Here is a 23,368-nt window from a genome sequence, read left to right as displayed (position 1 = left end):
TTCGGCATACTGGCGATGCGCCTGATCGAGCGCGCCGAATTCCAGATAAGCAAGGCCAACGCGATATTCATGTTCAATTTTTTCGTCAGGCACTGGAACGAGCATATCCATGAAAGTATCGAGCCCCTCCTTCGAGGGTATCACCTGGGCCTGGAGTGCGGCAATCTGGAATTCGCCGCATGGTGCGCACTCACACACCCGGTCATGATGTTCTGCTGCGGTGAGCCGCTGACGCGCGTCGGGGACCAGGCGGTCAAATGCCTGCAGATGCTCTCCCGGATCCGCCAGGAACAGCAGCAGGAATCGCTGCGCCTGTTCCTGCAGATGGTGCTTAACTGGCGGGAAAACGCCGGGAACCCATCGGCGCTATGCGGTTCGGCCTTTGACGAAAACGAGCGTGTTCCCGTGTATCTGGAACGGAATAATCTCGAGGGACTTTCCGATATCTATCTTTACAAGACGATACTGGGATACTGGTTTCACGACTATCGAAAGGCCTTGGAATATTCGCGGCAGATGGAATCCTACCTGGAAGCCATGCTCGGTTCGCACTTTATCGCCCTCTATTACTTTTACGACGCCCTGATCCGCCTGGCCCTCTATCCCACGGCTTCTCCAGTTGAACGATGGCGGTGGCGCATCAGAATCAGCCGCGACAAAGGCAAATTTAAGAAGTGGGCGAAGCACGCTCCAATGAACTATTTGCACAAATATGAATTGATCGAGGCCGAATGGTGCCGCGTATCAGGCCGCAACGATCGCGCCGGGGAATGCTATGACAGGGCCGTCTCCCTGGCCAGGGAAAACCGGTTCCTCAATGATGAAGTCCTGGCCTGCGAGCTGACCGGACGCTTCTACCTTGAGCGCGGTCGCATGGAGCTGGCGGAGCATTATCTCAAGCGGGCGCACCGTACCTGCCGGAAGTGGGGCGCGGACACCAAGGCTGCGCAGATGGAGAATCTCTATTCCGGTCAGCTCTATCGGCAGACGGCCTCGGACGACGCCGCATCGTCAGCGACAGGCGATTCCCGCGAGACCGCTTCGCCCTCGCTGGACCTCGCCAGCATTCTCAAGGCCTCGCAGTCCCTGTCGAGCGAGATCGTCACCGAACGCCTCCTTGTCAAGCTGCTGCACGTCGTGCTTGAAAACGCCGGGGCCGAAACCGGGTACATTCTTCTGCCCCACGGTGACGCATGGCATCTCGAAGTGGAAGGCCAAGCAGGCAAAAACGGCATTCACAATCACGCCAGGCCCCTTGCCGATACCGACAGGGTCTCCCTTGCCATCATCAACTATGTACTCCATACCGGGGAGCCGGTCGTGCTCAATGACGCAAGCCGCGAGGGCCCTTTCAGCGGCGACAGGCACGTTACAGCCGCCGGGACACGCTCGCTTCTGTGCCTGCCCCTGCTGAGTCAGGGCAAGCCCAGCGGCATACTCTACCTTGTGAACAACCTTACCGCCGGCGCCTTCACACCGGACCGCATCGAAGTGCTGCGCGTGCTGGCGTCGCAGGCCGTTATTTCCCTCGAAAACGCCCAGCTATACGGCACGCTGGAGCAGAAGGTCGCCGAGCGGACCTCGGATCTCGCAAGGACCAACCAGCAGCTCGCCGAGGCGCGGGACCTTGCCGAAGAAGCCACCCGTGCTAAAAGCGACTTCCTGGCGCGGATGAGCCATGAGATCAGGACCCCCATGAACGCGATCATCGGGCTGTCTCACCTCGCCATGCAGACAGAGTTAAGCGCGAAGCAGGAGGACTACATAACCAAGATCCAGGCATCGTCGCAGAACCTGCTTGGTATCATCAACGATATCCTGGACTTCTCCAAGATCGAGGCGGGCAAGCTGAGTCTCGAGAGCATCCCTTTCAAGCTGGATGACGTGGTGGAGAACACGTGCAACCAGCTTGCCTTGAAGGCTTCTGAAAAGGGCCTGGAGCTGCTGTTCTCGATCGCGCCGGAAACGCCCCTGCGGCTCAAGGGCGACCCGCTGCGGCTGGGGCAGATATTGCTCAACCTATCCTCGAACGCCGTCAAATTCACCGACAGGGGCGAAGTTGTCATAACCGTCTCTACACCGGAGAAGGATACCCCGGCGCCGCTCCTGCGCTTTGAAGTGCGCGATACGGGGATAGGCCTGACGAATGATCAGAAAACCCGGCTTTTCCTGGCCTTCAGCCAGGGTGACAGCTCCACCACGCGCAGGTTCGGGGGCACAGGCCTCGGCCTTGCCATCTGCCAGCGCCTCGTTGACATGATGGGCGGCGAGATAGGCGTGGACAGCGTACCCGGCCGGGGCAGCGCCTTCTGGTTCACTGCCCGTCTCGGCCTCGCGGATTCTCTGCCATCGGAGGAACGAATACTTCCCGCCGGCTTGAATAACCTCAAGGTGCTGGTCGTTGATGACAGTGAAACTGCCCGGTCCTTCCTCACCGAGATGCTGGAACGATTCGATTTTTCCGTTACATCCGCCGGTTCCGGCGAGGAAGCGCTGCAACTCCTGAAACCTCCTTCTTTCGCAGGGAAGCGCCGCTTCGACCTCATCCTTCTGGACTGGAACATGCCGGGCATTGACGGCCTGGAGACGGGCCGGCGCGTAAAGGAAGCCCTTGGCTCTGACGCCCCGAAGCTCATCATGGTGAGCGCTTATGGGCGCGATGAGATATTCAGGCGCTCCCAGGAGCTGGGATTTGACGGATTTCTTATGAAGCCTGTCGGAGCATCGGTGCTCTTTGACACGATCATGGAGGCCTTCGGTTCGCCGGCAAGGAAACGCCACGGCGGAAACCGCGCGGCCCTCCTGCGTCCGGAAGGCTTCGACGCCGTGCGGGGCGCTACAATACTCATGGCCGAGGACAATGAGCTGAACAGGCAGGTAGCGACGGAGCTCCTTGAGCAGGAGGGTTTCTGGTTGACATCAGTGGAGAACGGACGGATGGCGGTGGACCTGCTCCGCTCCGGAGGCGGGAAATCCTTCGATCTCGTGCTCATGGACCTCCAGATGCCCGAGATGGACGGTTTCGCAGCCACTCAAGCGATCCGGGAACTGGGGATCGACAAGCTGCCGATCGTGGCAATGACCGCCGACGCCATGAGCGGCATGGCGGAACGCTGTCTGGCCGCCGGCATGAACGATTTCGTCACCAAGCCCATCAATCCCCAGGAAGTGTTCGCGGCCCTTGCCCGCTGGATCCCGGCCGGCACGCGGACGCCCAGGCCCCGGGCGGACAAACCGTCGGCCGTTGCGCCCGTGCCGCGTTTGTCCAATATCGATACCGTTGAAGGCCTGCAGAGAGTGGGCGGTAACGTTGTCGCATACCGGAAGCTTCTCAAGGGCTTCGTCCAGAACCAGGGCGGCGCCTGCGAAGCTGTCCGCATGGCCCTGAAGCAGAAAGACACAAAGCTCGCGGTGCGCTCAGCCCATACGCTTAAAGGCGTTTCAGGGAATATCGGCGCCGTGTGCCTGCACCAGGCCGCGGCGCAGCTGGAAGCCGCGATCAAGGATAACGCCCCTTCAATTGATGAATTGACGGCGCTTTGTGAAACGATTCTGGATTCCGTGGTAGCCGAAATAAAGACCATGTATAGCGCCCCTGCCGAAGTGAAGGCCTCAGATGCATCGACGCCGCTGGATCTGAAAGCCGCCATGCCGCTGGTCGAGCAGCTGAAACTATTGCTGAGCGACAATGATACCCAGGCTCAGAGCCTGCTGGAGGAGCTGAAAGCCCTTGCCGCCGGCACGGACTGGACCGGTCCGCTCAATGATATCGAGGCAGCCCTCGAGCTATATGATTTCGACGAATCCCTGCGCCTGCTGGAAAGACTCTCCGGATAAGGCTGAACATTCCATCCTGTAACGCCTACCGGCGCTTTAGCAGTATCGCGGTGAGATCGTCCCTCAAGGGACGGCCGCCGATGAAGCCCTCCATGTCTGCGACGAGGCCGGCCATGATCATGTCGGTGCTCCCGTCGGGGGCGCGCCTGAAGGCATCCATGAGACGGCCCAGGCCGTAGCGGTTCTTGGCGCCGTTGACGCATTCCACGAGCCCGTCCGAATAGGCCAGGATCTGGTCTCCCGGATTGACATCGAATTTCACGGTCGTGAACTTCGGCACGATGGTATCGATGCCGAGAAAAGAGCCGCGGACGTCACGGCCGGCGTCGTTGATCACGGTCACGGTCCCGTCAGCGCCGCGCCTGAGGAGCTGCGGATGGCCGGCATTGACGTATTCCGCGGTGCCGTTGGTGAAGCGGATGAGGATGCCGGTCATGAAATCGTCCAGCTGGCCTATCTCCATCACGAGCTCATTGTTGATGGCGGCGAGCACCTCGTCCAGAGGCCGTTCTTTCATCGACGTAAAGCCCTTGAATACCAGTGACCGCGCTATGATCGTGATAAGACCTGCAGATACCCCGTGGCCCGACACATCGAAGAGCGACACCCCCTCCAGCATGCCGCCGGATTCGTAAAAATCATAGAAATCCCCCGATACCGGCGAAAAGGGCCTGAAAACGATGCTGATCTCCCAGGCGGTGTCCGACGGAGGGGCGCTGTGGAACATCCTCGCCTGTATCTGCGCGGCCATCTCCATTTCCGTCTGCATCATGGTCTGCATCTTCATGAGCTGTCGGTTTTCCCTGAGATCGTATCCGACGAACACCACGCCCAGGAGGTCGCCTTCGCCATCCCTGAGAACCGACATGGAGAGCCGCACAGGTATATCATACCCGTCGCGGGGAATAAAATTGACCTCTATGCTGTCGTGATCCAGGGGTGACTCCCTGAGCCCCGACATCGCTTTCCCGATGAGCTCATTTTCCCGTATGAATGACGTTATCTTCTTCCCCGCGATATCCCCCTGCTCCATCCCCAGTATCCTGGAGGAGTGCAGGTTTGTCTCCTTGATGAAGCCTTCACGGTCCGTCAGGAACAGGAGATCGTTCATGCTGTTGATGATCTCGCTGGCGGCGAAGGAGGTGTCGATCTTCATCATGCCGTGCCTGTTTATGGCGTACCAGAGACCGAACATCCAGACCAGGATTATTATAGGCGCTACCAGTGGGATGCGGATAACGCCCGCGAAGGGGAGGATGTTGTCGCAGATTGAAGCACCGGTCAGCGAGATGATCGACGTGACAAGAAATATCCTCACCTGCTTCTTCACGCGCCGGAAGGGGCTTTTCTTCCCCCAGCGGTACAGGGCGAACCAGGCGATTCCCAGTACTCCGTAATAGGCGGCAAGATAGAGGGTTATCCAGACGATACCGATATCGTAGACCGTGGTCCAGCCGCCGGGGACGCGTCGCAGTATCGCGGGGTCTATGAGGAACCCGTTGACCCAGACGAAGGCGACCGTAGGCGTGCCGTAGACCACGAGAAAATAAAGTTTGCCGATGATGCGCTCGTTCCTCGACAGCAGCGTCACCAGGTGCACGATGTAGGCTATGAAGAAGAGCCAGCCGAGGGTCGACAGCCGGTACCAGCAAAAGGCGGTTTCCACGTCGTCGCTGCCGTGCATGAAGGCGTATGCGAAGGACCAGAGGGCGAAATTCATGCACACGACAAGCATCTGGACATTGATGCGTGACTGTTTATTGAGCTGGTATGTTGTTATCCCCAGATAGAGATAAATCATGAACGACAACAAGAGCAATGTGGAAAATCCGTTCACCTCATCACTCCGCGCCGTCAGGCTTCCTGTTTGATTCAGACAATGTGTTCATTGCTTGGTTTCGGCTGCATTGTCATAAAAATGCAAACCAGACAGTTTACCACGGTTATTATTTCATTGCAAGAATAAAATTATTCTCCATGAATAAATCCGGACGACAGTCGTACATCGGGGGTAAGGAGCAATCCCGCTCGTCCGTTATTTTCATTGGTCAGGAATACATATTGTTGACTATACCCCTTAGGGTCAGTACCTTATCAATAGTTTCCGCCGGGATACATCGCTACATGTTTCATACAGGAGGCGCGGTTATGAAACATACTACACGGGTTCAGGAAAGACTTTATCTTACCTATGCTCTCCGGGTATTTGAAAATGAAGCGTTCATCGGCTTTATCGCGGATATCACCGAAAACGGTGTTATGATAATTTCCGATGTTCCATTCACGGAGGGCATGAAGAGCCGACTGAAAATGGTGCTCCCCTCGTCATTCGTCTATCGGGGAAACGCTGAACCGGGCCGGTTCATTGAATTCACCGCCACATGCAAATGGGTCCAGCAGAGTAAAACCGATGAAGATCACTATATTTCCGGCCTGGAATTCTGGGATATCGAAGCTGAATCAAAGGATGTTATTCTCTCACTGATGCGGGAATGCCGCATGAAATAAAATAGTGGCTGGTGCGCCATGAATGAAAAGAAAGCGTTGATCGCCCTTCAGTTCTATGATAATACCGCGCGGTTTCTGCGGGAGGCTTTCTCCTTTGCCCGCGAGAAAGACTCGAAGATCTTTATCGTCCATGTCATTGAGGAATACGCCAACTATTCGCTATATTACGATTCATACAAGTTATGGGAGGAATTCCGGGCCAGCGCCGTGAAAGAAAGCCTTTCAAAGATCATGAAATACCTGAAAGAAGTCGAGTCGAGCCCCGGGGACATCGAGCCCGTCATTGAAGTGGGTGATCCCTGCGACAAAATTCTCGAAACCGCCGACAGGCTCAATGTCGACATGATCATAGTCGGCCACCGTCCCCACACGGTGGTTGACCGCATCCTTCACTCCAGCACCTGCGAAAAGATAATCAAGTATTCGCGTCGATCGGTTTTAAGCCTCTACATGCAATGATACCGTAACCCGATCAGCTCCCAGGAACTGCGGCGCTGTATTAACAACCTGTGGCGGCACAGTCCCGCGATTCATTCTCCAGCTTGAAGAAGCCTATCTCGGTCTTGAGCCTTTCCGCGTTCTGCGCGATATTCTCTGTGGACGAGGAAAGCTCCTCGCTGGCGGCGGAGTTGTTCTGCGTGGCGTCATTGATTATGGAAACGGACTTAACTATCTCCGATACGGCGTTTTTCTGCTCCTCCATGGCGATCTTTATCCCCTCGGCTTTCTGCAGAAAATGCTCCACATCATCTTTTAAAATATTATTTATCTCCATGTCCTTGCCCGTCAGGTCCCCTATTCTCTTTACCGCGGTGCCGAAGGCGCGGAGCCCTTCGAAGATCTTCTCTATGTTCACGATGGCCTCGTTCAGGGCCAGGAACGACTTCTCCATGCTGGTGTTGGTCACCCCCACGATCTCGGATATGCTCTTCGCGTTGACCCCGGCCTGCTCAGCCAGCTTGCCGATCTCGTCGGCGACCACCGCGAAGCCCTTGCCGTATTCACCCGCCCGGGCGGCCTCGATGCTCGCGTTGAGGCTCAGCAGGTTTGTCCGATCGGAGATATCGTTTATCAGTCCCGTGTAATCCAGCATGCGCCCGGCGTCCTCCGTGGCCCGTTTCATCAGCTGGATGGTGTCGCTGATCTTCTTCTTCACGTCCTCGATGTTGATGTCAAGGCCATTCTTGACGCCCATCGCCTTGTCCATCTCCCGCTCTTCCTCTTCGACGATGGAATAGAGCCGTTTTATATTATCGATAAGAGCCAGGGTGCGCCTGTTCTGGTCATCGATGCTTTCATAGATTGCATCAGACCCGGCCGAGATCTCCTCCAGGGTCGACGAGATCTCTTCCACCGTGGCCGCCGTGTTCTGGCTCTGCCGGGAGACGTTATCGGCGGTGCCTGCCATCTCCATGGCCGAGGTGTTCAGCTCCACGGACATGGACTTGATCAGCGACAGGACCGACCGTATCTTGAGAAGGAGCCTGTTCATGTACACGCTCATGGAGCCCACCTCGTCCGTGGTTATCATGGGTATGAAGTCGATGCCGAGGCGGCCCTGGGCCATCCTGTCCAGGGATACCTCGATGTTCGCAACGGTCTTTTTCAGGGATCGCGCCAGGAAATAGGCGGTCATGACGCAGGTGCCGACCATGATTAGGGTCAGGAAGGCAAAGTGAACGACCTGGTTATCGAGGCGGAGAAGCCCGGCGCTTGTCATGGTTAAAAAGGTAATGAAGATCGTAAGGGGCGGTATAAGTATAGCCGCCAGGGCGAAGAGAATCTTCGGGAAGATATCAAGGGGACGGTACGAATCCCTGTCGACGACAATCCCCGCCAGACGGGGGTCCTCCAGCAGGCCGGACAGGGAAAGCTCTGACTGAAACATGAAAAAGGCCGCCGTTATGGGCATGAGCATGGCCATGGCCAGGGTGGCCACACCCAGTCGCAAATCTGTCATACTGCCGGCGAGGGCGATAATGACGGTGGCAACACCCACGCCCACGGGAAATCTCAGCAGCATCGATCTGGCCTCGAAACGGGGCTGCTGCAGCAGCTTGATCTTGCAGGACCTGAGAACCGCTTCGTCATGAAGGGCCGCGTCGTTCAGCGATGCGAATACAGACCTCAGTTTCAGCCATCGCATGAGCACCGCCAGGGCCAGGTTCGCCGTTGCGCCGATGGAAACGCCGGTGAGATAGATGCCAAGGTCGCTTACATACCCCCCCGCGATCATGATGAAATAGGTCAGCAGCACCACCGGCATTGAATGGGCGATGATCTCCAGTGAAAGGGTGATCCGCGTAATAGAATATTTTTTGTTTTTCATGGAATACTCCCGGCTTTGCAATAACGATAAGGCAATGAGACTATTGTAAATAGCCTGTATTGCTTGATTGATACATACCAACGGGGCAGGTGTCAGCTTTTACAATAAAAATTAATCATCGGGATCTGATGCAAGATTGAAAAATTGAACCGCCTTTTCAATAGCTGATGATATTGCTCATGACAAATATTTGGAGGGTACTGGACAAAGTCCAGTATTTTTTGTTACCGTACCATTCATATACTGGAAATACTCATTATAAAAATGATGATTCATGTAATGGCGTATAAGCGAGGCGGCCGTTCACGGCCGCCTGATTAATATCTACAAACCTTTTTTAAAAAGCCCTGGCAGCACGAAAACGAAATATAGTGACCTAAGGAAGGAAAGAAGGACCACGAGGAATAACACCGCAAGTTTATAGTGCATCTTCATGATTTACCTCATTCATCTTATACAGGATTCCACATATTCCTGAAAAACCACCCCATTGGAGCCTTTTCTGGAGCCATAAACGATAATGTCAACTGGCCGCGCATGAACGGCGCAAGGATGGATTTTTTACTTGATTTGATCCAAAGAACATTTCCAATGTCGGCTATTTATAATGTGTACAAAGATAGTAATCGGTTTTTTCGACATTTAAAATCCCGCCCGTGATATCCCTGAAACCGCTAATACGTATACCGATGTATGGAATCGTATATGGAGTCGGTTCTGGAATATCAATATACGATTGATTTATTATAATCTGATTATAGGGTTTTGCCCCGCTTCCAAAAGAAAGTATATAACCTGGATCACCAATGGGAGGAGTAACCATAGCATCATTTGTAAAGATATACTTACTGGAAGAAAGGTCTATTTGGACCTCCCCGTATGTCGCCCCGTCCAGACTTCCATCCAGGGTGATTGTTATTGGGTATGTTCCATTCCAGGATGAGCTGCAGGCGCTGTCATTGCTTGGCGTAATACTTGATATCTGAAGTTTTGAGGGTTTTGGCGCAAGCAGGTTCGACAAATAGACGTTTTGGTTCAACAAATAAATATTTAACATGAGTGATGTCTGGAGCTTCGCATGATCTTTATTCTGAGCCGTGTTATTATCGCAACGAATTATTGAGAAAATGCAGATGATAATGAAGCAGAGTCCTGATAATAGTTTTTTCAAAGGAGTACTCCCAGTATTATCCAAATTATGCATGCCGGTGACACTTCTACAGAATCCCGAATATTCCCGAAAAACCCTCCCGTGGGGGCCTTTTCAGGTTCTGGATACATTTTTCTAGAGGATATATAATTAATTATAAAATAGTATTACCAAATCAGTCGTGTCAATAGTCCGCGCATGAACGGCGCTTCCCGAAGCATGAACGGCGCGTCATCATTGAATTTTTTTCCTCAGGGTGTCCAGATAGAGACGCCCGACGGGTATTTCCGTATCGTCATTATCGCGGAGTCGAACCCGGTACCTGCCCGAAGATACGTGGGATATGCTGTGAACATAGCGGATGTTAACGATATGGCTTTTATGTATCTGGACGAACATGTCCGGGGGAAGGCGGTTGATGATTTCTTTTATCAGTAGCGGCACCCTTATATCCTGTTCAACCGTGTGAATGATGATATTTCGTGAATATGCCGTGACATAGTAGATATCCCTGAATGGAATGAAATAGGCCCTGTTCCGGTCATTGACGGTGATCCCTTCGGCCGCAGTTCTCCGCACGTTCCTGAGCTTCAGCATGGTGTTCACCCTGGCCAGGAGCTCCTTTACACGGAAGGGCTTCACGATATAGTCATTGGCCCCCGCGTCAAAGGCGGCATCGATGTCGGCCATCATGTTCTTCGCGGTCAGCATTATCACCGGAAGCTCTTCAGGCGAGCGGTTGAGTCGAATTCTTTTGCACACGTCATACCCGGACATGACCGGCATCATGATGTCCAGAAGCACCAGGTCGATGGTTTCGCCCCGTTCGATGATCTCGATGGCACTGATCCCGTCCGGGACCGTCTTTACTATACATCGTCTTGATTCAAAGTAATTCTGTATAACCCTCAGGCATACCGGATCGTCATCGACGACCAACAGGACCGGGCTTTCGAAAAAGTCGTCGGACTCCGCATCGTCCATAAGCAACTGGCTATCGGCTGCGCCGCCGGTCATCGGCGCCTCGGTGATGCCGGTGATGATGTCGGACTCATCCGTTTCATGGGCCGTTTCCTTCGAAACCGGCAGGGTGAAGATAAAAACTGAGCCCACGCCCTCCCCCGGTTCCACCCTGATTGCGCCGCCATGGAGTGCCACGATCTGCTTCGCGATGGCGAGACCGAGCCCCGTTCCGGGATACAGGCGAGTATCGCCTCCATCGACCTGCCGGTAGGCCTCGAAGATCTTTTCCCTGTATTCTTCCGGAATGCCGATGCCGGTATCCGACACGCGCACTTCGATCATAGTATCATTGCCGGCCTTATCGCCGCTCCCGGGCCGGTGTATGACCCGGGCGGACAGCACAATGGAGCCCCGGGGTGTGAATTTGATCGCGTTGCCGACGAGATTGCACAGGACCTGCCGGATTCGGTCTTCGTCGGCATGAGCAGCGGGAATGCCGGAACCTATGTCATTGATAAGCTTCAGGGGCTTCCCTCCGGCCAGGGGAAGGGAAAGCTTAACAACCATCTCGCTCAGGGAATGGAGGTCAACGGGCCGCATGTTCAGGGAGAGCCCCTCGTCCTGCATTTTTGCCATATCCAGCAGGTCGTTGACCATATCCGCCAGGCGGTGGCCGCTCGACGCGACAAGGGAAAGGTTTTCCCGCACCTTCGGGGAAAGGCTTCCCTCGGGGTCCTCAAGGATGGATTCGGTCAGTCCTATCATACCGTGAAGGGGCGTACGCAGCTCGTGGGACGTGTTTGCCAGGAACTGGTCCTTGATCCGGTCAAGCTGCCTGAGGGAAATGTTCTTGTCGGCAAGGTCCTCCGATAATCTTTCCACTTTCCAGAGGGCCCTGGAAAACCTCCGGGAAATGACCATGGTGATGACGACGCAGAGTATGACGACCCCGTACTGTGTGAGCGTCGTGGTGTTGACGATCCACATGGCGTACAGGATGTCATTGACTGCCCCGGCAAACACTGGAGTGAAGCCAAAGACGAACAGTATGGCATCCGCCCTCCGCTTAATTATTACTTTAACTAACACATAGGCATTGTATATAGTAAGTATGATGCCCAGGATAAAATAGACTCTTATCAATTGTTCCGCAGTTTTGAAATCGACAAAAAATAGCACGACAACATAAAGAGCGGCCAGGACCTGATAGAACCGGACGAAATAAGTAGACATTTCTTCGGGGAACAACGATTTGATGGTCATCTGGATAAAAGGGACGCTGATGACAACAGTTATATAATTCACATAATAGGGGTACTGTGGAATGGCCAGTCCAACGGGGAGAATGGGGAACTGATGATTGAGGGTATTAACCGCCAGAATCAGGCAAAAAAATCCAAAATAGAGGGAAGCCGAATCCTGGCGCCGGAAAAAATAGAACAGTATATTATAGACGGAAGCAAAGATAAGCAGTCTGAACACGACCATGTCGACGGTGTGCGTTCTTGATTGCCTCTGTATCGTGGCTTCTTCATTTTCCAGGAGAACCGGCCGGTCAATGCCGCCCGATTCATAGTCACGATTAGAAACCTGGATAACAACCTCGTTCACCCCCTCCTTCATGGCGAAGGATAAATATCTTTTATTGTGTATGAATACATAATTCTCCGGGACATTGGACCTCCCATCCACGCATCCCCTCTCATCAACGAGTTTTTTATTGATCCAGAGCCGGTACGCAGAATATAGGCGATGGAGGATAATGGTTTTCTGCTTACCGGAGGGACCGCTCAGGATCTGGAGGCGGTAGGTGCCCTGGCCCATACCGGGCAGGGTCACGCCATTGACGATCCCGCCTTTCCATAAACCAGGAACGGTCAGGTACCCGCCATGGCGCTGCTTATCAGCAGCGGTAAAATCAGATGGCTCCAGAAGCCGGTTCCAGTGAAATTCCCATTCACCGTCAAGGTTCAATGAACCGTCCCGCTGGAAGTCCCAGCCCTTCAGGTCAATGGTCCCCTTGACGGCAACAGGCTTTTTCCTTTCCGGGGAATTACTGCCGCAGGAAATTATTATCGGAAGTATCAGACAGCAAAAAATTTCCAGAATTGTAATAATTCTTTTCGACGGAAGACGCAAAATCATATACTGATATGGTTTTTCAATTGCGTAATTGTCAATTTATTTAAATCAATCGGTTAAAATCTTGTCATCATTGGTTCTCAATAACTTACCACATGTTAAGATTTTTTCAATCCAACGATTTAAATTGGTGAAATGGTTTCTCCCTTGACTTGTGAAATCGCAACGTAATTGAGTATTAAATTATTAGAAACTATCTTAAAAATATGCAATAATAATCATGTTTGTCATTGCGAGGTGCGCAGCGACGAAGCAATCTTGATATTGATGAAGATAGTGTCATGATAATTCGAATATTTGCATGTTTTCATTACTATCACCGACAAGATCGTTTCGTTTCACTCGCGATGACAGGTAAGATAGTGTTCATCTGTATTTTTGAGATGCCTTCTACTATATTAATTGAGAACAATTCGCAAACGGGTCACAGATTAACTGTACTCAGCCTGAGGGCACATCTTAAGCTAATGATACGTGAGATTCCGGGATCTGATATATGATAATCAGGGAACTCCATTCAAAGACCATCCTGTCGTCCTCTAAGATCTATGACTATGTCATCAATCCCTATGTGGGCTGCGCCCATGGATGCCATTACTGCTACGCCCGCTATATGAAGAAGTTCACCGGCCACGGTGAGCCCTGGGGCGAATTCGTCGATATTAAGATCAATGCCGCCGAGTTGTTGGAGACGGAAATAAAAAAGAAAAAGCCCGGAAGGGTATGGATCAGCGGGGTCTGCGATCCTTACCAGCCCCTGGAGGAAAAATACGGGATAACCCGGAAGTGCCTTGAAATTCTTGTCGGCAACAAGTGGCCTCTGACGATCCAGACACGGTCTCCCCTGGTTTTGCGTGATATTGATGTGTTACGGCAGGGAAATTACATTGAAGCCGGCCTGTCCGTCACAACCTCCGATGATTCGATCAGGAAGATCTTCGAGCCCCGGGCGCCGTCCATACCGGACCGATTGCACGCCCTCGACCTGCTGCACCGGGCAGGCATCAGGACATACGCTATGATAGCCCCTATCCTGCCGGGGGCCGAACATTTGATCGAAGATTTACATGGCAAGGTTGACTATGTCCTTGTGGACCGCATGAACTATCATTACGCGGATTGGATCTACAGGAAGCACACGATGTTGGACAAACTCACCGATGAGTTCTTCCGCCGCACGGGCCGGGAACTGGCCGAACAATGCGAGAGAGCCGGGATTGAATGCAGTGTTTTCACATGAGGGAGTGTACTACCTGGTTGAATTCGCGACACCCATAGGTTCATAATACGATAGTTAAACGTTCTACCGCCACGTCACACTGACCGCCCCGGCAGGGCACGACTCCACGCACTTCATGCAGCGGGTGCACAGGTCGAGCCAGAGGGCGGTGACGCGCCACTGTTTCGGATCATAGGGATTTTCCTCCACTGCGCCGATGGTCTGGTGGAGTAGAAACACGGCGGGCTCGCATTTCCGGAGACAGGCGCAGCATTCCCGCGGATCGACGCCGACACCGTCGCCGCACTTTTTATAATCTATGGTTATCTTCGTTTTTCCCTTTACCCGGTTTTCCATATCAATAATCCTTCTCGTGGCCGGCGACTTCGTCGCGGGGCGTGAGATGAATGGCGTTCTGCTTGCACGCGTTTCTGCAGAGTCCGCAGCCGAAGCACTTGTCCATGTTGATGGTGATCTTTTTCCGCGTCTTATCGAGCTCGATCGCGCCGAACTGGCAGAGCTTAACGCAGGCGCCGCACCCGATGCAATCATGCTCGTGGTGGTGGACGATGTACTCGGCCTTGAAGATCGACTTGATGCCGTAATCGAGGCGGGGCCGAAGGCCCGCGCACTCCGGGTTCGCGCAGGAGCAGAGGTTATTGATGTAGGGATAGGGCCCGAACCAGATGGTGCCGATGTAGCCCTTCCGGTTGTGCTCTTTAAAACGATCCACTGCCTGCTTCCGGGTGAGGAAATACTTGTCCTTTTCCGGGATGAAGCGCGGCAGTTTGTCCACGATCTCGGACATGACGCCGAAATTGATACAGCAGGCCTCTTTTTCACCGCGCGACATGTAGCGGCACATGCAGTTCTTCTCAATGATTGGCTCGGCCGCGCAGGTCTCGAGGATCGCGATGGCGTCCTCCATGGGTATCACCTGGCCGATGTGCCCCTCGGGCTTGAAGGGATTGGTCGGCGGATTGGTGCTGTGGAGGAGGCTCTCAGCCGTGTGCCTGATGATCTTGCCGATCAGGGGAATGCGCAGCTTGTAACCCATGCCCACTGCGTTGAAGCCGTGGACCTTGCGTACGGACATCTGCTCGAAATTCTTGTACTGCTCCATGAGGAAGTCGCGCAGGTTGTACTTCTCGACGATTTCGTTGGAATAGTGCTCGGCGTTGAGGTACCACTTGCCGCCGGCGCCGTGCTTCATGCAGAGATCACACATGCTTTTCCTCCATCTTCTTTCTTGCCGTTACGGCCATGCGCTTCACAACCGGGATCCGTACGGCCGGTATATTGGCAACGAAGCCGGCAAGGCGCTCCATAAAGGTCGAAAACATCAGGTACCGCGGCTTCTTCGCGAGTTTCACCAGGTCCTTTGCCACGTCATTGCCGTTCCTGGCTCCAGAAAAATAGCTGGCCAGGAAGCCCTTCCCCTTGTTCATAACCAGGTCCATCGGGATGGGGCCGTAGGCGGATTCGGCCACGGCGCCCGTCTCCGTGTAGCCGGGAAAATATTCGCTTACGATGATTCCCGCTTCAGCCCACTCCCCCTGGATGGTCCTTGTCCAGGCCGAAAAGGCTCCCTTGGAGCACGCATAGGGAGTGTAAAAGGGTATGCCGATCATGAATCCAGGCGTGCCGACGTTGATGATGTGGCCGCTTCCCTGCTTCTTCATGTAGATATAGGCCTGCTGCGACGCGGTGACCGGGCCGAGGAGATTCACCGTGAATGCGCGGAGCAGGTCCTCCCGTTTGATCTTATCAGAGCTTTCGACGATGCTCGTGGCCGCGTTGTTTATCAATATATCGATCTTTCCGAAGTGCTTAACTGTCTTGTCCACCATGGCACGGGCCTGCTTTTCATCGGCCAGGTCGGTTTTGAGCACCATGGGCTCCTTCAAGAATGACGCAAGCTCGTCGAGAAGCTCCTTCCGACGGGCGGCTATGGCGACCCGGGCCCCGGCCCTGTCGAACTCGATGGCAGCCTCCCTGCCTATGCCAGTGGAGGCGCCGGTGATGAGGACCACCTTTCCTTCCAGTTTCATGGCCGCACCTTTTTCGCGCCGCCCGACGCTTTGGCCTTCTTGCCGGCCTGTTCGGCCGCATGGGCCCCGGCGTTTCTCCCCGAGAAGATGCAATCAGCCAGGGAAAAGCCGCTCACGTAGGAGCGGGAGCAGATGCCGGCAGCGCTTCTCCCAACGGCGTAGAGCCCGGAAATGACAGCCCCATCGGTCCTTACAGCCTGTGACGTGAGCCCCTTCACCTTCAGCCCTCCCATGGTAAGGCAGGTGCTGGGGAACTTCATGGTTTCGATGCGGCAGTCTATGGCATAGAATGGCGGCTTCACTATCTTCTGGAGATAGTCGGCCGGTTTCTGGAATTCCCTGTCAATACCGGCATCGCATAATTCATTGTATGACGCGACGGTGCGCGCCAGGGCCGCGGCAGGGATCCCGCATTTTTTCGCCAGATCTGCAATGGTGTTTGCCTTTTTGCGGTTCATGTGAAGGTTCACGAAGGTGGTGAGTTTGCGGTATATTATATGGTTCTGTTCGCCCTTGAGGATGCTTATAATAGAATTGCCCAGCTTCTCCTCACGCTTCGTCTGCAGGCGGCCGTCATTGTGCATCGTGGAATCTATGATAAGGTACGCCCTGCGCTGGGTCTGCTGTGTCACGGCCCGGCTTATGCTCGCGCCATAGAGGCTCTCGTCGCAAAAGCGTTTCCCCTCCATGTTGGCGAGAACGCCTGATACAAAGGCCACCGGCGGATAGAGAAACCGCGAGGCCGCGCAGACATCCACGGAGCTCAGGGTCCCGCCGGCGCTCAGGCCGAGCTCCATACCGCTCCCGTCGTCGCCGGCCGTTCCCAGGGGAAGGCACCCCTTATAGGCCGGTGCGTATTCATTGAATTTTTTCTTGTCATAGACGAACCCGCCGGAAGAGATTATCACGCCGCCTTTCGCACGGATACGGACGATCTTTCCGAATCTCTGTTCCACACCGGCCAGCAGCTTCCGGCCCTTACTGCTGACAAAACCGAGATTGAATAAGAGGCCGTGCAGCGCGGTCACCAGTGGCGATCCGCTCAATTCACGCACCTCGATGCCGATCACGGCGCCCCGCTCGTCGGTGATGATCTTCTCGGACCTGCAGCGCCAACGCAGGGTAACGCCCCTGTCCCGGGCGGCCTTGAAAAGTGTCACATAGAGATAGCCGCCGGACATTCCCTTTCCCATGGGGACATGGCCCCGGGGAATGTGCGAATCCTTGTGGGAATACTGCTTTTCATTGCCGGAATAATAGAGGCCGAACCCTCCCGGGGGCTGGTTGGTCTTGCCGGGGAAATAGGTCTCGGGAATCTCCAGGCCGAGCCTTTCGAGCCAGTATACATTATCAGCGCTCCGGTCGCAGAAGGCCTTCATGGCCGCGGGGTCGATCCTGTCCAGGGGAGAGGTCGCCGGGTTGCTGGACATTTCACGCATCATGTACTGGTACATCTTTTCCGGCGTGTCCTTGAAACCGGCCGCCTTCTGGTGCTTGGTGCCGCCGCCGGAGTATATGACGCCGCCGCTCATCCTGGTGGCGCCGCCGCCGGTAAAACGGTCGATGGCGAGGACCCGGACTCCCCGGTCGGCCGCTTCGATGGCGGCGCAGGCCCCTGCACCGCCGAAGCCCACCACGACCACGTCAAATTCTTCATCCCACTGTTCTGTGGTATTGTCTGGATTCTTAACATTCATAATGATTTGCCTTCTTGGTTTTTTATCCACCCCCTGAATCCCCGGTGTGGGACATCCCGTGGTCCAGGCTTGACAATCCCCCCTCCGGGGGGTTGGGGAGTGTTAGATAAGCTTCTTAATTTATATTGACATGCTTCTTGTAAAACTCGACGCACTGCTTCATTCCCTTGTCCCTGCCGATGACAGGCTCGAAGCCGAGGTGGCTCCGCGCCTTGTCCTGACTGAAGGTGAATCTCGCCGTGAGGTTATGGACTTCCAGCCGCGTCATGAAGGGCCGCGGACCGCCGATGTAATGGAGGCATTCCGCGAGAAAACCGAGAAAATACATCGGCATTTTCGGGATTGACCGCTTTGGCATCCGGTATCCGAGGCCTTCAATAAGTGGCCTCAGCCATTCCATCAGGTTCATTGGCTCGTCGTCCACGATGAAATAGGGCTGACCGCCCACGACCTTGGGCTTCGTTATAAGGCCTTCGGCGGTGAGGATCTCGGCCAGGACCAGGTTGTCCACGTGGGTGTTGTCTATGATGGCGTCGGCCGGGCCTATGGTGGCGACCAGCTTTCCCTTGAGGAGCTGGTCTATGAACTTGGCGAACATGTAACAGTCGTCGGAGGCACCCCATATGCCGCCGGGCCGGAGCGACGCTGTCCGCAGGCTCCCTTCCCCGTCAGCGGCCAGGACGAGCTTTTCAGCTGCGGTTTTGGTTTCTCCGTACAGGTCCAGGTAGCTTTCAGCGTAGGGCTTGGATTCATCGCCGCCGAGAACAGGCCTGGTGTCAAAGCACACGCAGTGGGAGCTTGTGTAGACCAGGGCCTTCACGCCGCTTTCCCGGCAGGCCCGTATGACGTTTTCCGTGCCATGGACGTTGATGCCGTACACGTCCCGGCGCACCGAGGAGCGGCAGAGGCCGAGGAAATTCATGATCGCCGCGCAGTGGAAGACCGTGGCGCATCCAGCGGCTGCCGCGCGGACCGTATCATAGTTTCGGATATCGCCGGTAAAATAGGTAACTCCGCGGAGGGGTTTCTCTTCCGGCTTGATATCCAGGGAATGGACGGTACAGCCCCGATCGAGGAGCTCTTTTGTGAGGGCGCGGCCCAGGAATCCCGATCCTCCGGTCACGAGACAGGCTGGTCCGAAAACAGGTTTTTTCTTTGCCATTGAAATGACTCTGAATAGACGATCCCGATAATCGACGGAGATCAATATGTTTAATCACTTAACTAAACAATAATTCTAAAAAGTCATTGGTTGTCAAACTGTTTTTTGTGGACAGCGCCATGGTTCTGCAGCAACCGCAGTCATATATTGGGGGTATGGAGCCATACACCCGAAATTATAATGCTACCGCTCTACAGCGACCTGCCGAGTTCGTAGCCTGCCCTGGTCGCCTCGAAGACCCTGGCTGGCTCGACGGAATCGCCGATGTTGTACACTTCCGGCGCCACCCGGGCCTCAAGGCACTTATAGTAGAGCGTATCATCGGGCTTCGCGCCCGTGGCGAATATTACGAGGTCGGCCCCAAGTTCTCGCACCTTCTCCTTGACCTTGATGTTGGGGACCAGCGGCACGATGATGTTGTCCGGAATGATTGGTTTCCAGGTGATATAGGGATTCGGGACTGTCGGCGATATGTTCTGCGCCACCTCCACGCCCCCGCCGGTTACCCGTATGAGGCGCGTGCAGTTCATGAGTTTCACCCCGGCCCTCTCGAGATAATGGATGAGGAACCCCCTGTTGGCGGTGCATGATTTTTTCATGAACGCCGGAAGCATCTCCACCACGGTAATGTCTTTCTTGTCCATCTCGTAGGCGAGCATGTGGGCCACTTCGCATCCCACCTCGGAGCCGCCGATGATCACGAACCGTTCCTTGTCCCGTGCCATCTCCCTGTCGGCCAGGAGGTCCACGGCCTTCACGACATGGGGCAGGTCTATTCCAAGCACGAGGGGCACCCTCGGAGAGGACCCGGTGCACAGGACAATGACGTCGTATCCCTCGCCTACAAAGTCATCCACCGTCACCTCGCGGCCGAACTTGATCGAAAGGTCATAGCGGTTCTCGAACCGGAGCACGGAATTGTTCAGGAACTCGACGTAGTTCTGGACCTCGTACTTCATGTTCGGGATCGAACCGGGGATCAGGCTGCCGCCGGCCTGGTTACGGCGGTCAAAGAGTGTAACGCTATGGCCGCGGGAGGAAGCGATGCAGGCGCAGTACACCCCCGCCGGGCCAGCCCCGATGACCGCTATCCTTTTCTTGGTCCTTGCATGGAACAGCTCGTATCCCGTTGTCACGTCCTCGAAACCGGTCACGGGATTCACCGCGCACTTGATATGCCCGCCGGTGGGGACCTGGTTGAGGCACCCTTCCTGGTCGCCGATGCAGGGGATGATGTCACGGAGCTTTCCCGCGTAGGCTTTCCGGGGCCAGTGCGGGTCCGCCAGGAGCGGCCTCGCCAGCATCACCATGTCGCACTTGTTTTCCCGCAGGGCCCGCTCTGCCAGGTCAGGATAGCCGAGCTTACCCACCGCCACGATGGGAACCGGAACGTTCAGGTTGGAAACGACCCTGTTGGCGTCGAAGTATTCCTTCACGATGCTGGACACTTCAAGGTATACGCCCGGGGCCATGGCGTTGGGGGGATGGAGAAGCCACCAGTTGTCATAGCACCCGAGATCGACGTCGAATATATCGACGCCGGCCTTAACAAGGTTCTTCATGTAGTCGAGGGTCATATCCACGGTGCGCTCGTTCCTGAACTTTTTAAGGAGCTTCTCGCTGTCCATTCGGTTGCCGTAGGTCTCCTTCAGCGCCAGGGTGAGGTCGATGCGGTACATGATCGGATAGCGGTCCCCGGTGCGGCGCCGCACCTCCTCGATGAGGTCTATGCCGAAGGCCTGCCAGTCCCGGTACCTGCCCAGGCTTCTCCTGTTGAAGGCCGGGTTCGTCATCTGCTCGAGGAGGTATCCCTCGTGTCCGTGGAAATAGACGCCGTCCAGGCCCATCTCCTTCGCGTCAGCCGCGTTCTGGCCGGCGTTCTTTATGAGCCTGGCGCACTCGCGCCCGCTGAGGGGGCGGCAGAACACCAGGGGCATGTAGAAGCTCCTGTTCCATGAGGCCGAAACCGGTATCCGGTGGCGCTTTATCAGGCATTCAGGGCTCCCCACCCTGCCGAGACCCGGCGTTAGCTGGATGAACACCCGCGCGCCATGGGCGTGGCACCGCTCCGCAAGGTCCTTCCAGCCGGCGTAGTTGGTCCTGTGGCTGTCGATCCTGGGGAAGATGCCGAGATTGTCCGCGTCCTCAATCGAAGGGTCCGTGGTGAAATCGACCGGCACCAGGCCGGTGGTTATGAGCCCCACGCCGCCCCGGGCCCGCTCGACAAAATACTGTATCATCTTGTTGTTGGGCCTGCCGGTTTCGTCGGCCATGTTCACGTTCCCCATGGGGCCCATGACAATGCGGTTTTTTATCTTGAGGTGGTTTACCTGTATGGGGGAAAAAAGGCTGGTATAGGGATAGAGATGGTCGGTCATCCGCCCGCAGAGCAACTGCTCGCGGTCATTGTACCAGCCGCTCAGGTTGTCGATGAGACTTTTAACCCGTTCCTGGTATTTCGGTTTTATATTCATAACAGGCCTCCGCCGCGGTCATCAAGGAGCCGCCACCTATTATGATATAGTAAATGATGGGTAACGCAAATCCCGCGTTTTTATTAATAAGATGTCACAAATAACACCATGGCCGCCGTCACCTTTATGATTATGACGCGTTCAGGGTTTTTCATGGCTCGCGCGCACCTACAGATCAGCGGGCTTGCCGTGTACGACCCTGCCGCCCACAATGGTCATGAGGACCCTGGCGTCCTTGATCCTCTCCTTCGGCATTGTTAAAATATCATCGGAAAGAATGACCATATCGGAAAGCTTCCCGGCCGTCAAAGAGCCTTTTTTACGTTCCATGCCTTCTGCGTAGGCGGACCCCATGGTGTAGCCGTACAGGGCCTCGTAGGGGGTGAAGCATTCAGCGGCATTGAGGGGCCCCTGCTTCCCCTGCTTGTCCTTGCGCGTTACGGCATAGTATATTCCCAGGAGAGGCTCGTAATCGACCTCGGCCGGGGCGTCGGACCCCAGGGCAACGGGAATGCCGGCCTTCAGCAATGTTTTATAGGGATAGGCCCTGCGCGCCCGCTCCTGACCCAGGAGCGTGAGCTCCTTTGTCGGGGTGCACATTGCAAAGGGCTGAACGCAGGCGACAACGCCAAGGCTCTTCATGCGCTGAACATCCTTCGGATCGACGATCTGGACGTGCTCTATTCTCATCCTGAGATCCTTGGTCCAGGGATATTTCTTCTGGGCTTTCTCAATGGAGTCAAGGACCATCGCAATGGCCCTGTCGCCGATGGCGTGTATGGCAAGGCGCTTCCTGTTCCTGGCGGCCTCAAGGACGATTTCATCCATCTCGGCGGGCGTATACCGCGGCGCGCCGTAATTCTTCGGATCATCTGCGTAGGGCTCGCTGAGCCAGGCCGTCCGGGATGAAAAGGCGCCGTCCGTAATATATTTGATGATATCGTAGCGCACCCACAGGTCGTCCTTTTTGAACGATGTGAGGAGATTGAAGGCCGGCAGATAGGCGGTCCCTCCCAGGGGCCAGCAGGAAATCCGGCACGTCAGTTCATTGGCCGCTTCCATTTCCTGGTAAAGCCTCGCTGTCATGGGCACCCAGGTGTTGTCCTGGACCGATGTGATCCCGGCCTTCGCGTACAGGTCCAGGATCCTGGCGATCATCTTTCTATGCAGGGCGGAATCAAAGATTATTTTCATGAACTTGTCATCCCTGACCGAACCCATGGCCGTATCGCGGAGGATCCCCGTCGGCTCATGGTTCGCGTCGCGCACTATCTGGCCCCCCTTCGGATCGGGTGTGTTTTTTTCGATTTTCATCAACTTGAGCTGGTACGAATTGACCCAGGCGGCATGATTGGCGTACTGCTCAAGATATACGGGATTATCGGGAACCACCCTGTCCAGGATCGACTTGTCCGGGTTCTTGCAGGTTGTATAGTCCCAGAGATTCCCGTACACCGGCTCTCCCTTCTTCTTGCCGCGGGCCTCTTTCTTCACCAAATCCGCGATCTCCTCGCAGCTCAGGTTCCAGAGCATGAGCTCTGAAAAAAATGTCCCTGCCCCGAGGGAATGGACATGGTTATCGTTGAAACCGGGGATCACGGTCTTGCCCTTCAGGTCGATCTTGACCGTATTTTCAGGGGCCTGCGCCAGGGCCTCCCTGGCGGAACCGACATAGCGGATCGTTTCTCCCATTACAAGGACCGCCTCTGCCCTTGGATTCGCGGTATCAACAGTAATAATGTTCCCGTTATATAACAGCAGGGGCTGTACTCTTTTTGGCTTATAATCCAACGAAGTAAAAAAGGACCTGTATACCAACACAAGCAGTACTATTAT

Annotated in this window: 15 protein-coding genes; 4 read left to right on the top strand and 11 right to left on the bottom strand. The window is 55.0% G+C overall.

The window, feature by feature from the left end:
• The first annotated feature begins 15 nt into the window (after positions 1-15).
• Positions 16-3,837, top strand: a complete 3,822-nt coding sequence (locus tag KA369_21325) for a response regulator (GenBank protein ID MBP7738530.1) — start codon at positions 16-18, stop codon at positions 3,835-3,837.
• 25 nt (positions 3,838-3,862) lie between these two features.
• On the opposite strand, the gene KA369_21320 is transcribed toward KA369_21325, so the two are convergent.
• On the bottom strand, positions 3,863-5,674 hold the full coding sequence (locus KA369_21320; GenBank protein MBP7738529.1) for a SpoIIE family protein phosphatase: 1,812 nt from the start codon (positions 5,672-5,674) through the stop codon (positions 3,863-3,865).
• A 311-nt stretch (positions 5,675-5,985) separates the two neighbouring features.
• Here KA369_21320 and KA369_21315 point away from each other — a divergent pair, with 311 nt between their 5' ends.
• Both KA369_21315 and KA369_21310 read left to right on the top strand, forming a co-directional pair.
• Positions 5,986-6,345, top strand: coding sequence for a PilZ domain-containing protein (locus tag KA369_21315; GenBank protein ID MBP7738528.1), 360 nt, complete (start codon positions 5,986-5,988; stop codon positions 6,343-6,345).
• Between the two features lie 18 nt (positions 6,346-6,363).
• Positions 6,364-6,804 (top strand): universal stress protein, encoded by a 441-nt coding sequence (locus tag KA369_21310; GenBank protein MBP7738527.1) that lies wholly within the window; start codon positions 6,364-6,366, stop codon positions 6,802-6,804.
• 40 nt (positions 6,805-6,844) lie between these two features.
• Here KA369_21310 and KA369_21305 read toward each other — a convergent pair whose 3' ends face one another.
• The 3 genes from KA369_21305 to KA369_21295 all read right to left on the bottom strand — a co-directional run bounded on the left by KA369_21305 (position 6,845) and on the right by KA369_21295 (position 12,932).
• The gene (locus tag KA369_21305; protein MBP7738526.1) at positions 6,845-8,674 is read right to left on the bottom strand and encodes a methyl-accepting chemotaxis protein; all 1,830 of its coding nucleotides are present in this window, start codon (positions 8,672-8,674) and stop codon (positions 6,845-6,847) included.
• Between the two features lie 598 nt (positions 8,675-9,272).
• Positions 9,273-9,845, bottom strand: a complete 573-nt coding sequence (locus KA369_21300) for a hypothetical protein (protein MBP7738525.1) — start codon at positions 9,843-9,845, stop codon at positions 9,273-9,275.
• Between the two features lie 213 nt (positions 9,846-10,058).
• Complete coding sequence (locus KA369_21295; GenBank protein ID MBP7738524.1) at positions 10,059-12,932, bottom strand: response regulator; 2,874 nt, start codon at positions 12,930-12,932, stop codon at positions 10,059-10,061.
• A 493-nt stretch (positions 12,933-13,425) separates the two neighbouring features.
• On the opposite strand from KA369_21295, the gene KA369_21290 reads away from it, so the two are divergent.
• Positions 13,426-14,169 (top strand): radical SAM protein, encoded by a 744-nt coding sequence (locus tag KA369_21290; GenBank protein MBP7738523.1) that lies wholly within the window; start codon positions 13,426-13,428, stop codon positions 14,167-14,169.
• A 63-nt stretch (positions 14,170-14,232) separates the two neighbouring features.
• Here the strand turns inward: KA369_21290 and KA369_21285 are convergent, their stop codons facing one another.
• The 7 genes from KA369_21285 to KA369_21255 all read right to left on the bottom strand — a co-directional run bounded on the left by KA369_21285 (position 14,233) and on the right by KA369_21255 (position 23,224).
• Complete coding sequence (locus KA369_21285; protein MBP7738522.1) at positions 14,233-14,505, bottom strand: 4Fe-4S binding protein; 273 nt, start codon at positions 14,503-14,505, stop codon at positions 14,233-14,235.
• Position 14,506: 1 nt separating this feature from the next.
• Positions 14,507-15,376, bottom strand: coding sequence for a 4Fe-4S binding protein (locus KA369_21280; protein MBP7738521.1), 870 nt, complete (start codon positions 15,374-15,376; stop codon positions 14,507-14,509).
• Positions 15,369-16,199 (bottom strand): SDR family NAD(P)-dependent oxidoreductase, encoded by an 831-nt coding sequence (locus tag KA369_21275; protein ID MBP7738520.1) that lies wholly within the window; start codon positions 16,197-16,199, stop codon positions 15,369-15,371. Before KA369_21275 ends, KA369_21280 begins: the two co-directional genes overlap by 8 nt.
• Entirely contained in the window at positions 16,196-17,896 is a 1,701-nt protein-coding gene (locus KA369_21270; GenBank protein ID MBP7738519.1) for an FAD-binding protein, read from the bottom strand. Before KA369_21270 ends, KA369_21275 begins: the two co-directional genes overlap by 4 nt.
• A gap of 115 nt (positions 17,897-18,011) precedes the next feature.
• The gene (locus tag KA369_21265) at positions 18,012-19,058 is read right to left on the bottom strand and encodes an NAD-dependent epimerase/dehydratase family protein (protein MBP7738518.1); all 1,047 of its coding nucleotides are present in this window, start codon (positions 19,056-19,058) and stop codon (positions 18,012-18,014) included.
• Positions 19,059-19,249: 191 nt separating this feature from the next.
• Positions 19,250-21,436, bottom strand: a complete 2,187-nt coding sequence (locus tag KA369_21260) for an FAD-dependent oxidoreductase (GenBank protein MBP7738517.1) — start codon at positions 21,434-21,436, stop codon at positions 19,250-19,252.
• A gap of 264 nt (positions 21,437-21,700) precedes the next feature.
• Positions 21,701-23,224, bottom strand: a complete 1,524-nt coding sequence (locus KA369_21255) for an amidohydrolase (protein MBP7738516.1) — start codon at positions 23,222-23,224, stop codon at positions 21,701-21,703.
• Positions 23,225-23,368: the final 144 nt, after the last annotated feature.

The sequence above is a fragment of the Spirochaetota bacterium genome, from assembly GCA_017999915.1.
In the GTDB taxonomy this organism is placed as follows: Bacteria; Spirochaetota; UBA4802; order UBA4802; family UBA5550; genus RBG-16-49-21.
Note: the sequence above shows the minus strand (reverse complement) of the source record. Positions and strands in the feature narration are given on the sequence as shown.